The sequence below is a fragment of the Rheinheimera sediminis genome (assembly GCF_004005375.1).
Classification (GTDB): Bacteria; Pseudomonadota; Gammaproteobacteria; order Enterobacterales; family Alteromonadaceae; genus Pararheinheimera.
Genome location: NZ_RZUF01000016.1, coordinates 82,938 through 96,317 on the forward strand (window position 1 = coordinate 82,938; position 13,380 = coordinate 96,317).

Consider the following 13,380-nt stretch of genomic DNA (forward strand, 5'->3'; position numbering starts at 1 on the left):
AAAATTGGTCAGACCATTGAGAGATTTTTGGGGCTGAATAAAATTAAACTGCTTCATCAAATGGGGGCAGAAGCATTTGAGGGATCCCTCAGGGTCAGGCCTTGGGGATCCCTCAGGGTCAGGCCTTGCATTTTGCGTATTAGATGCAAAATGCAAGGCCTGACCCTGAGGATATTAACCCAGCCAGCCAGACAAAGTCAGCACTGCAACCAAAGCAAGAAAAAACAGCACATTACGTTTGGCTAACTGCACCATACATGCCGTTTCTTCAGCACAATTATATGCCTCATCAGGCAAAGGCTCGGCCGCTTTAGCCACACTGGTAATCACAGTAGTGGATGGCGTGCTGAAGTCACCCAAATACGCCAGCAGCGCAGCGGAAGCGCGGGAAAAATGCCCTACCAAAGCCAAACCTACGCCAAATAAACGGGCTGGGATCCAGTCGGCCCAGAACATCACTTGCTGGAATGCGGCAGGAATATCAGGGATAATTTCAATCAATTCAGCTGTTTCTGCATCTTCGGTTTCTGCCAGTTTCACTGGCTTGTCCCAGCTGGCAGGCTCATTCAGTTGACGCAATAAAGCATAGGTAATAGCACCAGCTCCACCTAAAAGGGCGAACCAGAATAAAACAGCGGCATAATACCGGAAGTTCAGCCACACCAAACGCTGGCCATAACTCAGGTCAGCATCTGTTAAACCTGCATCGCAACTCAGTTGTTTCATCGTGAGAAAAGCTGCTTCATTATCAGCCCTTTCACTGGCATTTAAATAGTGTTTGTACAACTGCCGATAATGCCAACACCCGATACAAACCAAAAGTACAACGGTGTTTAACACCAAAGTAACCAGACTACTACCAAGAAGCCACAATAACAGCGCATACAAAATACCGGGTAAAACTAACCACAAGTATTGGCCTTTACTGTCACTCAACAGCTTAGATAACATCGAGCCATGGCTCAGAGACAAATACTTTTTGGCGTAAAACGAAAATTGCCAGGCCTCACTGCGAACCGCCAGGCGTTCAATAATTAAGGCGATAAGCATACTGATCAAGGTCATTTATCCATTCTCCTTTAGCGCAGATTGAAAACGATTCCAGTCAAATGACGGCCCAGGATCGGTTTTCCGTTCCGGTGCAATCTGCTGATGTCCCACAATACGATCCAGTGTAATAGCTGGAAAGTCTTGCATCAGTTGCCTGGTTAACAGCACCAGGCTTTGGTACTGAACATCGGTATAAGCCTGATACTCAGTCCCTTCTAACTCTATTCCTATCGAAAAATCATTACAGTTTTGTCGTCCTGCAAACTCCGAGACTCCAGCGTGCCATGCTCTGTATTGAAACGGCACATACTGCCGGATGGATCCGTCCCTAAAGATAACACAATGGGCAGATACACGCACACCAGCTAAATCAGCAAAACTCTGATCGGCAGCAAGATCCAAAATACCCATAAACAAGTCGTCAATATAGCTGTTACCAAACTGACCAGCAGGTAAGCTAATGCAATGGATCACCAACAAGCTGATATCACAGTCTTGTGGTCGTCTGTTCCAATGCGGACTGGCACGCTGTTCAAGTTCAAGCTGAGCTTGCAGTTGATTTAACCCCACAGTGTCAATCCCATTTTGCAAATGCGCTTCATGCTCGGTTAAGCTGGAGCCTTTATTGTCAACCCTGAGACTTTGGAATGCAAGCACCTGACAGTACAACTAAATTAGGCCGGTTCTTTAGCTGGATCAGTTGGCTGCTTTTATTGGCCTTACTGTACTGGTTTTTTGAAGACCAGATTTCGCTGCAAATAAATCCAAATCAGCAGCTGCAAAGTCAAATTGGTACTGGTGGTGAAAAAGTTACCGTCTTAAAACGCAACAAGGCAGGTCATTATGTAGGCACCGCCTTATTTAACGGTGTCCCGATGGAGTTTATGCTTGATACAGGCGCCACTGTAGTCGCAGTGTCAGAGCAGGCAGCACTCCAACTAGGCATGCCTAAAGGCCAGCGTTATCAGGTCAGCACAGCCAATGGGCTTGCTGCAGCCTACGACAGCAGACTGAATAGCCTGCAACTGGGTGATATTGTGCTGACAGAAATACGCGCCAGTATTACTCCGGGCTTGCAAGGCAAGGATATTTTGTTAGGCATGAGTGCGTTAAAACAATTAGAATTCAGCCAACAACAGGACGAGCTGAAGCTTATTCAACGTTAACTTTTTACTGGGCTATGACCAGGCTGTAGAGCCTGATTTTTATTGGAATTATAAATACAGATGATTAACGTCCCTTACCTTACTGATTTACAACGGGATATTGAACTGACCGTTCGTCAGGCTCTGGCCGAAGATTTAGGCCATTTACCCATGGACCAAGGCGATATTACGGCCTCTTTGATCCCTGAAGCCCAACAAGCAAGAGCCACCATTATCAGCCGTGAAAACTGTGTGTTTTGTGGTAGCGCCTGGCTGGCTGAAGTCTTTCGTCAATTATCCGCCGAAGTACAGGTCGACTGGTTTGTCTCAGACGGTGACAAAGTAACAGCGAACTCTGTACTCTGCGAACTGACAGGCCCTGCCCGTATTTTACTAACAGGTGAGCGGACAGCTTTAAACTTTATCCAGAGTTTAAGCGGTACAGCTACAACCACAGCGTCCTATGTAGCTTTGCTCGAAGGTAGCTCCACACGTTTACTCGATACCCGTAAAACTTTACCCGGTATGCGTTTAGCCCAAAAGTATGCTGTGGCTTGTGGCGGTGGTAAAAACCATCGACTGGGTTTGTACGATGCTTTTTTAATTAAAGAAAATCACATTGCTGCCGCCGGTTCAATAGATAATGCAGTTAGCATAGCCCGGCAAAACTTTCCGGGAAAACCAGTCGAAGTAGAAGTAGAAGATCTGATTGAATTCGAACAGGCACTCAAAGCAGGTGCGGACATTATTATGCTAGACAACTTCCATATTGCCGATATCCAGCAAGCAGTTGCTCTGAATAATGGTCAAGCCAAACTGGAGGTTTCGGGCAATGTGACTGCAGAGGCGTTACGGGCTTTAAGTAGCACTGGGGTAGATTACATCTCCAGCGGAGCTTTAACAAAAAATATACAGGCGATTGATTTATCAATGCGTTTACGCAGTATTTAAACCGCCGCTTGGGGCTAGCTTTGATAGCTTGCTCCAAGCATTAGCACCCGGCAAAAAGCTAAAGTTGATGCTTTCTCAACAGTGTTCTTATGACGCGGTAAGGGTAATGAGCTTTAGTCCTGTTTTACCAGGCAACAGCTGTTATTGTCTGAAAAACAAAGGTTGGGGTTTTCTTGCTATAGAGTCTGCCGAGCAGCAGTTTTTGAGTACCGGCGATTTTAAAATGGCCCAACAGTATAAGTCATCACAAGCAGCTCAGCATGACTTGCAATTCCCCTTGGATAACCATAATAGCCTTAAGGTCCAGACTCCGCCCTTTGTAGCAACTCAGAAACTTATGATCAGAACCAGCGGCAATGCTAATCATCAGAGCACTCTTGATTTTGCTCAGGTCCCAGACCTGGTAGGCTATTTCCGTCATATCTTGTTTTCTGAATTGTCTTTATCATTACTGAACAATCATCTTACTTTTGCAACATGCCTGTTTTATCCAGGAAGGCCTTTGTTAAGCTGTTGTCTCTGCCAGGTTGACAAACAACAGCCACAAAGCGGACCACCGGACTATTTAGCTGGAGAGAATGCAAGCAGGGTTAGCCTCATTTGCTACTTGATGGACCTTTGTTTAATCCACACCTCTTTGGCATATGCACGACTCAGAAGCAGATTTCAGCACAAGGTTTTATGATTCTGACTCACAGGTTCAGCCTACTACATAAGAAAAAAAACCTGTTTCAGATTAAAAACTTAACTTAAATTTAACAATTTTGAAAATAAAATTCAAGTAAGCAGTAAAAAATGATTAATAATAAATAAGAACCAGAATGAAGTAACCCCGGTCATGAGCTAACCAATCAGGAGATATTCTATGAAAACTAAACAAGGTTTTACCCTTATTGAATTAATGATAGTAGTTGCCATCATAGGTATTCTGGCGACTATTGCTTTCCCTGCTTATCAGGATTACACAGCAAAAGCCCGCGGTTCAAATGCTGTTGCGTCATTAGCTGGTCAAAAAACCAGAGTCGCTGAAGCCTATGCCACCAGCGGCACTTTAGGTTGTACTGACTCCTCGAACAGAGCTATCCCTAATTGTACAGAAGCCGGCGTGCTGTCACTGACTTATGATGGCATTAGTGCCACCTTGACCCCAAACCTGCCAGCTGCAGCAGGACAGAATCTCAGTTGGGCATGTGCTTTATCTGGCGATGGCGCAGTCCCTATTAAAGGTTGTGGTATCTGATAGTTAAATTCTATGCACGAAAAACGGTCCGACCAGGGCCGTTTTTCTCAGAATAGAAATACCAGACAGGTCAAGTTTCAGCACTGGGAATCTGTATGGCATTAAACACAAACTCGATACTATTAAAACGCTTGCAGCAAGCGCATTTAATCGACTTTCAGCAGAGCTCCAAATTACTGCTGGAGAAAAGTCAACAATATCAGACTATTGCAGACTTCCTTATTAGCGAACAACTGATCCAGCCTCAAGCTCTGGCGGACGCTGCCGCTTCTTTTACCCTCCTGAGTTCAATGGATTTAGATTTTTTTGAGATCGAGACCATTCCGGAACAATTGCGCAATGAAAAACTCATTCGTAAGCATCATATCCTCCCCCTAAGTAAAAGATACAAAACATTATTTTTGGCTGTAATAGACCCAACGGATATGACGTCATTAGAAGACTTTGAGTTTAATACCGGCCTTAACGCAGAAATGGTAGTGGTCGAGTTTGATAAGCTGCACAAGGCCATAGATAAGTTGTTTGATACCAAAGTCACAGATAGCTTCACTGAGACCCAATGGGATTTAGCCAAAATGGGGCTCGCTTGCAGTGACGAAGAAGAAACAAAAATATCTGGCTCGCAAAGTGAAGATCAGCCCATAATTTCGTTTATCAATAAAATGTTGCACGACGCGATTCGTAAAGGCGCTTCCGACCTGCATTTTGAACCTTATGAAACTAGCTACCGCATCCGTTTTCGTATCGACGGTATTTTACATGAAGCTGCATCACCGCCTGTAGCGCTGTCCACGCGTTTGTCTGCCCGCCTAAAAGTTATGTCCAGATTAGACATAGCTGAAAAACGTGTGCCACAGGATGGCCGGATCAAACTCAAGTTATCACAAAAAAAATCGGTCGACTTTCGCGTCAGCACTTTGCCTACCTTGTGGGGTGAAAAAGTTGTAATGCGCATCCTAAACTCCGACAGCGCCATGTTAGGTATAGATATGCTCGGCTACGAGGCCGAACAAAAACAGCTCTATCTAAATGCATTGTCGCAACCTCAAGGTATGATTTTAGTCACTGGCCCTACGGGCTCAGGAAAAACAGTTTCTTTGTATACAGGCCTGACTATTCTCAATACCGAAGAAACTAATATTTCAACCGCTGAGGATCCGGTCGAAATCAACTTGCCCGGTATCAATCAGGTGCAAGTGAATCCAAGGGCCGGACTGACCTTCCCTTCAGCACTCAAAGCCTTTTTACGACAAGACCCGGATGTCATTATGGTGGGTGAAATCCGTGATTTGGAAACGGCAGAAATTGCCATTAAAGCGGCTCAAACTGGCCATTTGGTATTGAGCACCTTACATACAAACTCAGCTGCTGAAACTTTAACACGGCTGCTAAACATGGGGGTTCCAGCTTATAATCTGGCCAGCTCTGTCACGTTAATTATCGCGCAGCGGCTAGCTCGGCGTTTATGCAATCACTGCAAAACCACAGAACAAATTCCTGAACAGGAGGCGTTAAAACAAGGTTTCACAGCAGCGCAACTGCCTCACTTAAAACTATTTAAAGCCGTCGGTTGTGACCACTGCACAGACGGCTATAAAGGTCGTTTGGGGATTTACGAAGTCATGCCGATCACCGGGCAAATTGCAGCCAGTATTATGCAAGGTGCCTATTCATTGGATATTGCAGTTCAGGCACAGAGGGAAGGTTTTCAAAACTTACGCCAATCTGCGCTTAAAAAAGCTTTAGCAGGCCTGACTAGTCTGGCTGAAGTGAACAGGATAACAAAAGCCGGCGACCATAGCGCGGACAAGGCTTAGTGTCATGGCTGATGTGAAGGTTAAACTGCAGGATATCTTCCTCTGGAAAGGTATCAGTCGAACAGGCAAAACAGACCATGGCGAAATCAAAGCTCATTCATTGGTGGAGGCCAAAGCTCTGCTGCGCCAACAGGGGATTACCCCCTCTTTAGTGAAGAAAAAAAGTAAAGCTCTGGTTTTTACCCGACCAAAGATCACATCCTCCGATATCTCTGTCGTCACCAGACAAATAGCCACTATGCTCGGTGCTGGCGTACCTTTAGTTCAAAGTATTAATTTAATTGCCAGTGGCGCCAGTAACGACACCTTGCGCCAACTGATGGAAAACATCTCCATCCAAGTTCAAGGGGGTATCCCTTTGTCTGAAGTCTTAAGAGAACACAGCGATTTTTTTGATGGGCTTTATTGTGATTTGGTTAAGTCCGGAGAACAATCCGGCGCGTTAGACAGGATATTTGACCGTATTGCTGTTTATAAAGAAAAAGCGGAAGCGCTCAAATCTAAAATCAAAAAAGCTATGTTTTATCCTATTGCCGTTATCCTGGTAGCATGCATAGTGACTTCAATCTTACTGATCTTTGTTGTGCCACAATTTGCCGAAACTTTTAGCACTATGGGCGCCGAAATGCCAGCATTTACCTCATTAGTACTTGAAATATCGAAGTTTATGCAGGCAAACTGGTATCTGATGTTAGCAGCTTTGTTCCTCGGTTGGGTCGCTTTATCTAAATGCTACCAGAACAACCCAAATGTCAAAATTGCAGCTGATCATGGTATTTTGAAACTGCCTGTTATCGGGATGATTTTAAGTAAGGCTGCCATTGCCCGCTGCGCCCGAACCTTATCTACCACCTTCGCTGCTGGTGTCCCATTGATCGAGGCTTTAGAGTCCGCAGCAGGGGCTGCAGGTAATGAAAAATACAAAGCTGCCATTTTTTTCGTGCGCCAAGAAGTTGCGGCCGGCAATCAAATGCATGCTGCTATGAAAAATACTGAGGTCTTTCCTGAAATGGTGAACCAGATGGTAGCTATAGGTGAAGAGTCAGGAGCACTTGACAGCATGCTGGCAAAAGTCGCCACTATTTATGAACAAGAAGTGGATGATGCAGTGGATGGCCTCACTGCCTTACTTGAGCCCTTGATTATGGCGGTATTAGGTGTCTTAATAGGCGGACTTATTATCGCTATGTATCTTCCGATCTTTCAACTGGGCAGTATTGTGTAATGGATTTTCTTTCTCCTTTGATGCAGGTATTTCAGCACTCTGTATTGACATTCTATGGTGTAGTCACTGTCCTTGGTTTAGCCGTTGGCAGTTTTTTAAATGTGGTCATTTACCGGTTACCCAAAATGATGGAGCTCGCTTGGCAGCAAGACTATCAACAGTATTTTAACCAAGAGGCTGAACAGACAAAAACCAGATTTAATCTTGCTTTACCGCATTCACATTGTCCTAAGTGTATGCATCGGCTATCAGCTCTGGATAATATCCCGGTGCTGAGCTGGCTACTCCTTGGCACTAAGTGTCGCTATTGTAAAGCGCCTATCAGCGCGCGTTATCCCGCTATTGAAATTTTTACGGCTTTGTTGTCTCTGCTGGTCGCTGTGCACTTTGGTGTCACAGAACAGACCCTTATTTACCTCTTGGTGACCTGGAGCCTTGTTGCTTTGTCTTTTATTGATATAGACAAGATGTTGCTGCCGGATCAGATCACTCAGCCTTTGCTTTGGTTTGCCCTTTTACTAAGTATCTCAGGTTATACAGTGTCCCCAACAGACTCACTAATAGGCGCGGCGATAGGATATCTGAGTTTATGGTCTGTATTCTGGTTGTTCAAACTAGTGACAGGTAAAGAAGGAATGGGCTATGGTGACTTTAAGCTGCTGGCGATTTTTGGCGCTTTGCTTGGCTGGCAGTTATTACCTTTGATTATTTTATTGTCCTCTGTAGTAGGTGCGGTCTTGGGTTCGCTTATGCTGCTGATGCAGGGTAAAGGCAAAGCCACTCCTATCCCATTTGGCCCTTATATAGCGGCCGCAGGCTGGATCGCCATGCTCTGGGGCAGAGAGATTACAGCTTGGTACCTCAGCACTATGGGGCTTTGACCATGGCAGGATATGTGGTGGGTCTGACTGGAGGTATAGGCAGCGGTAAAACTACGGTAGCTAACCTATTTCATGATTTAGATATACAAAGCGTCGATGCCGATCTGGTCGCCCGCGAAGTGGTTATGCCGGGAGAACCTGCTTTGATGGCTATCACTGCGCATTTTGGCCAGAGTATTCTGCAACAAGATGGCCAGTTGGATCGCGCTGCGTTGAGGGCCAAAATTTTTGTGGATGCTGCAGAAAAGCACTGGCTAAACCAACTGTTACATCCACTGATCCGTCAGCGAATGCTGGAGAAGCTAGCTGGCTGTACTTCGGAGTATGCTTTACTCATAGCGCCATTACTGCTGGAGAATAAACTGAATACGTATACAGACCGTGTGTTGATAGTGGATGTGCCCGCAGAATTACAACTCAGTCGCACCATTCAAAGAGATGGGGTATCGGCAGAGCAAGTGCAGAATATCCTCAGCAGCCAAATCTCCAGGCCGGAAAGGTTGCACCTTGCCGACGATGTTCTGCTCAATACAGTGCCAGTTTCACAGCTCCAACCGCAAGTCCAGCAACTGCATCGGCGTTATCAGCAGTTCGCCAAGGAAAAACTAGCAAAAAGCTCAACTTAGGTTTAAGGTAACGAACATTGTTAACAAATGTTTCAGTTATGACCTCAATTCTCTACGAACATCCGCTGAACGAAAAAGTACGCACTTATTTAAGGGTGGAGTATCTATTTCAGCAAGTCACAAAGTTGCTGCCTTTGGAAACAGAGTGGCAACAACAGGGCTTTTTCAATTCGTTGTTTTCGTTAATAGAGGTATTAGAACGCAATGATGTAAGACCGGATCTTATTAAAGATGTGGAACGTTGCGAGTCAGCATTAGTCAACTGGTCGCGTCATCCATCTATTTCGGATGATATGCTACATACTATGCTGCAAAAAGCGGTACGGCTACAAAGTGAATTATTACGTTGCGGGAAATTTGCCGCCAGCTTAAAAGAAGACAAATTTTTGGCTCCACTGCGTCAACGATTTTTTATACCGGGGGGCACCTGTTATTTTGATTTACCTCAGCTGCAATACTGGTTCTCCCAGCCGTTAAGCCAGCGTAAAAAATTAGCACAGGATTGGTTGGACCAATTGTCTTTGGTGGAAAACGCTATTTCTTATGTGCTGACCTTTATCCGTGAGCGCGGCCAGTTTCAGCCATTGACTGCAGAGAATGGCTTTTTCCAGAGCAACACTGAGCAATTTGAATTGCTTCGTATTGAGTACTCAATGGAATACCAGAGCTACCCCACCATCAGCGGCAACAGATACCGTTATGCCATACGTTTTATGCAGCTTTGCGACAGCTTAGGCCGTACGACCATAGATAAAGCTATTCCTTTCAAATTGGCTTGTTGTTAAGCCAATCAGCATATGACTTATCATTCGAGACGGGCGGGGTAAACCAATCTTAGATTTAATTGGAATTCCGAACGGGCGGGGATAAACCACCGCCCCTACTATTTAAGCTCGCCTGAAATCCACAGTCTGCGGTACACTAGCGCACTTTTGAATTTGCTTCCGGAGTCCGCCTTATGGCCACTAACGTCAAATGCCCGACCTGCCAGAAAGAAGTCGTCTGGGGTCCAGAATCTGCTTTCAGGCCTTTTTGTTCTGACCGTTGCCGTTTAATAGATTTAGGCGCCTGGGCCAATGAAGAACACAAAATACCGGATAAAGGCCGGGCAGATTTGCCTCTTTCAGAGCAGCAATTAGAACAGCTAGAAAATGAGTTACTTGAGCAGGATAACGAGTTCTTTAAATAAATTGCGTACTGTAGAGGCGACCTTTATGGTCGCCCGTCCATAGACACCGCGGTACAGATAGACGGGTAGGGACAAGCCCTACCCCTACATAGCACCGAATTCTTTCAGAAGCTTATCCAGAATCGGCTGATTGGCATCAGGGAACTGATACTGATTGAGTTCCGACAAAGGCACCCAGCGCACGGGCTGGCCTTCCAGACCTTTAGCCTCTCCTGCAAAGTCCTGTACCAGATGAATATCCAGTAACACTGTCTTTTCAGGGTAGGCATACCGTAGTTCTAACCAAGGGTTTGAACCTGCAATATCCAGGTCGACTTCTTCTTTTAATTCACGGGCTAAAGCTTCAGCTGTAGTTTCACCTGCTTCTACTTTGCCGCCAGGAAACTCCCAGCGGCCGCCTTGGTGCAATTTGTCAGGACGCAACGCCAGTAAAACCTGCTGCTGCTTTAAAATTACACCTACAGCGACATGAACCACTTTAAGCGTCATGGTTTAAACCAGCTTACCGTGACACTGTTTATATTTTTTACCAGAGCCACAAGGACATGGATCGTTACGACCTACTTTTTCAGCATCACGAAACACTGGAGATGGGCTGGTTTGCGGCACATCAGTCGCTACTTGTTCCATTTCCTCGTGCTGGAATTGCATAGCGGTACTTTCTGCTTTACGACGTTGTTCCTCTACCGCATCTACATCTTCAGCAGCGCGAATTTGTACTCTGGATAACACACCAACGACGTCTAGCTTCAAGTTGTCCAGCATGGTAGAGAACAGCTCAAAAGCTTCACGCTTATATTCCTGCTTCGGGTTTTTCTGTGCATAACCGCGCAGGTTAATCCCCTGACGTAAATGATCCATTGCGGCTAAATGCTCTTTCCAGTGCGTATCTAAGCTTTGCAGCATTACTGATTTTTCAAACTGGCGCAGCACTGAAGGACCAACCATATGCTCTTTCAGCTCGTAGGATTTATCTACTACTTCATGGATTTGCTCACGTAGTTTCTCTTCAAACAGTTTCTTATCGTCGGCTAACCATTTGGCGATTGGCATATCGATAGCGAAATCAGAGCGGAAACGGGCTTCCAAGCCTGGAATATCCCACATCTCGTCCAGGGACTGAGGTGGAATGTATTGGTCCAGTACAGAGGCCACCACATCGTGACGAATCGCCTTGATAGTTTCTGAGATGTCAGAGGCGTCCATCAGCTCATTACGTTGCTCGTACACCACTTTACGTTGATCGTTCGCTACGTCATCAAATTCCAGTAATTGCTTACGGATATCAAAGTTACGGGCTTCAACTTTACGTTGAGCGTTTTCGATAGCGCGACTCACCCATGGGTGCTCAATAGCTTCGCCTGGTTCCATACCGAGCTTACGCATCATGCCAGCCATACGGTCTGAAGCAAAAATACGCATCAACGCATCATCTAACGACAGGTAAAAACGTGAAGAACCCGGATCGCCCTGACGACCTGAACGACCCCGTAGCTGGTTGTCGATACGACGTGATTCATGGCGTTCAGTACCAATGATATGCAAACCACCAGACTCAATCACAGCATCATGGCGTTTTTGCCATTCCTGCCGGACCTGTTCAACCTGCTCAGCGCTGGCCTCACCTAACGCAGCCAGTTCAGCCTGTAAGTTACCGCCTAATACAATGTCCGTGCCGCGACCAGCCATGTTGGTGGCGATAGTGACAGTCCCCGGCTGACCAGCCTGAGCAATGATCTGAGCTTCGTTGGCGTGAAACTTGGCGTTTAATACCTGATGCGGTATTTTGGCAGCATGTAACAATTTCGATAGGTATTCAGAACTTTCGATAGAAGCAGTACCGACCAGAATTGGTCGCTTCAGCGCCCGGTTCTCTTCGATATCTTTAATAATGGCCTGATACTTTTCCTCTACCGTCAGATACACCAAATCAGGCATATCTTTACGCACCATAGGTCTGTTGGTTGGAACTACAATAGTTTCAAGGCCATAAATAGACTGGAATTCAAAAGCTTCAGTGTCCGCAGTACCTGTCATGCCAGCAAGTTTGTCATACAAACGGAATAAGTTCTGGAAGGTGATGGAAGCTAAGGTTTGGTTTTCGTGATTAATACGAACCCCTTCTTTGGCTTCGATGGCCTGGTGTAAACCTTCAGACCAACGACGGCCTTCCATAGTACGACCAGTATGTTCATCGACGATAACAATTTCGTTATCCTTGATCACATAGTCCACGTCTTTCTTAAACAGATTGTGTGCACGCAAGGCAGCATAAGTGTGGTGCAACAAGGTGATGTTGGCAGCAGAGAATAAGGAATCACCCGGCTGAATTAATCCCAATTCCTGCAGAATTTCTTCCACACGAATTTGACCCAGTTCAGTCAGATAAATTTGTTTGGCTTTTTCGTCTATGGTGAAGTGACCATCACCCATAGCGCCTTCTTCGTCTTCTTTTTCCTGCTTAACAAGCTGAGGAACCACAGTATTAATGACACGGTACAGCTCTGAGCTGTCTTCCGCCTGACCAGAAATAATCAGTGGAGTACGGGCTTCATCTATTAAAATAGAATCCACTTCATCGATAATGGCATAAGCCAAGCGACGCTGAACACGCTCTACAGCAGAAAAAGCCATATTGTCGCGCAGGTAGTCAAAACCAAACTCATTATTGGTACCGTAAGTGATATCCGCATTGTAAGCGGCTTGCTTATCGGTATGCCCCATACCAGGAACGTTTACACCAACAGTTAAACCCAAGAAATCAAATAAAGGAGCGTTGGTTTCAGCATCCCGACGAGCCAGGTAATCGTTGACTGTAATTACATGCACAGACTGACCGCTTAACGCATTTAAGTAAGCAGGTAAAGTTGCAGTTAAGGTCTTGCCTTCACCTGTACGCATTTCAGATATTTTGCCCTGATGCAGCACTATACCGCCAATCAGCTGCACATCAAAATGGCGCATTTTAAAGATACGTTTACTGGCTTCACGCACAGTGGCAAAAGCCTCTGGCAGTAAGTCATCTAAAGTTGCGCCGTCTGCAACACGCTGTTTAAATTCAGCGGTTTTTAATTTGAGTTGTTCGTCGGTCAGGGCAACAAAAGAAGGTTCAAGGCTATTAATCAGTTCAACCGTTTTTTTCAGTTTTTTTAAATAACGATCATTACGACTACCAATTAATTTGGCGAAAAATTTTCCAAACATTTTATAAATACCACTTCTTGGTTGAGACTCAATCCGAGCCCGGCCTGAGCCT

13 protein-coding genes are annotated in these 13,380 nt (G+C 45.5%); 9 read left to right on the top strand and 4 right to left on the bottom strand.

Annotated elements, in window-relative coordinates; genetic code table 11:
• Window positions 1-174: 174 nt before the first annotated feature.
• Together ampE and ampD are read right to left on the bottom strand one after the other, a co-directional pair.
• Window positions 175-1,065: a beta-lactamase regulator AmpE gene (ampE, locus tag EMM73_RS12270; protein WP_127686725.1), complete on the bottom strand. Its 891-nt coding sequence runs from the start codon at window positions 1,063-1,065 to the stop codon at window positions 175-177.
• Complete coding sequence (gene ampD, locus EMM73_RS12275; RefSeq protein ID WP_127686726.1) at window positions 1,066-1,620, bottom strand: 1,6-anhydro-N-acetylmuramyl-L-alanine amidase AmpD; 555 nt, start codon at window positions 1,618-1,620, stop codon at window positions 1,066-1,068. It lies immediately after the preceding gene.
• Between the two features lie 77 nt (window positions 1,621-1,697).
• On the opposite strand from ampD, the gene EMM73_RS12280 reads away from it, so the two are divergent.
• From EMM73_RS12280 to yacG, 9 genes are all read left to right on the top strand, one after another.
• Window positions 1,698-2,216, top strand: a complete 519-nt coding sequence (locus EMM73_RS12280) for a retropepsin-like aspartic protease family protein (protein WP_127686727.1) — start codon at window positions 1,698-1,700, stop codon at window positions 2,214-2,216.
• A 60-nt stretch (window positions 2,217-2,276) separates the two neighbouring features.
• A complete protein-coding gene (gene nadC, locus EMM73_RS12285) occupies window positions 2,277-3,146 on the top strand; it encodes a carboxylating nicotinate-nucleotide diphosphorylase (RefSeq protein ID WP_127686728.1) in 870 nt (289 codons plus the stop codon).
• Between the two features lie 865 nt (window positions 3,147-4,011).
• Entirely contained in the window at window positions 4,012-4,386 is a 375-nt protein-coding gene (locus EMM73_RS12290; protein ID WP_127686729.1) for a pilin, read from the top strand.
• Between the two features lie 95 nt (window positions 4,387-4,481).
• Window positions 4,482-6,203 (top strand): type IV-A pilus assembly ATPase PilB, encoded by a 1,722-nt coding sequence (pilB, locus tag EMM73_RS12295; RefSeq protein ID WP_127686730.1) that lies wholly within the window; start codon window positions 4,482-4,484, stop codon window positions 6,201-6,203.
• 4 nt (window positions 6,204-6,207) lie between these two features.
• Window positions 6,208-7,428: a type II secretion system F family protein gene (locus EMM73_RS12300; protein WP_127686731.1), complete on the top strand. Its 1,221-nt coding sequence runs from the start codon at window positions 6,208-6,210 to the stop codon at window positions 7,426-7,428.
• Window positions 7,428-8,309, top strand: coding sequence for a prepilin peptidase (locus tag EMM73_RS12305; RefSeq protein WP_127686732.1), 882 nt, complete (start codon window positions 7,428-7,430; stop codon window positions 8,307-8,309). The genes EMM73_RS12300 and EMM73_RS12305 overlap by 1 nt, the downstream gene beginning before the upstream one ends.
• Window positions 8,310-8,311: 2 nt before the next feature.
• Window positions 8,312-8,935, top strand: a complete 624-nt coding sequence (gene coaE, locus EMM73_RS12310; protein ID WP_127686733.1) for a dephospho-CoA kinase — start codon at window positions 8,312-8,314, stop codon at window positions 8,933-8,935.
• A gap of 38 nt (window positions 8,936-8,973) precedes the next feature.
• Window positions 8,974-9,720: a cell division protein ZapD gene (zapD, locus tag EMM73_RS12315; RefSeq protein ID WP_127686734.1), complete on the top strand. Its 747-nt coding sequence runs from the start codon at window positions 8,974-8,976 to the stop codon at window positions 9,718-9,720.
• 173 nt (window positions 9,721-9,893) lie between these two features.
• Entirely contained in the window at window positions 9,894-10,124 is a 231-nt protein-coding gene (gene yacG, locus EMM73_RS12320) for a DNA gyrase inhibitor YacG (protein ID WP_127686735.1), read from the top strand.
• An 84-nt stretch (window positions 10,125-10,208) separates the two neighbouring features.
• On the opposite strand, the gene mutT is transcribed toward yacG, so the two are convergent.
• Entirely contained in the window at window positions 10,209-10,613 is a 405-nt protein-coding gene (gene mutT, locus EMM73_RS12325; protein WP_127686736.1) for an 8-oxo-dGTP diphosphatase MutT, read from the bottom strand.
• 3 nt (window positions 10,614-10,616) lie between these two features.
• Window positions 10,617-13,328, bottom strand: coding sequence for a preprotein translocase subunit SecA (gene secA / locus EMM73_RS12330; protein ID WP_127686737.1), 2,712 nt, complete (start codon window positions 13,326-13,328; stop codon window positions 10,617-10,619).
• Window positions 13,329-13,380 lie beyond the last annotated feature (52 nt).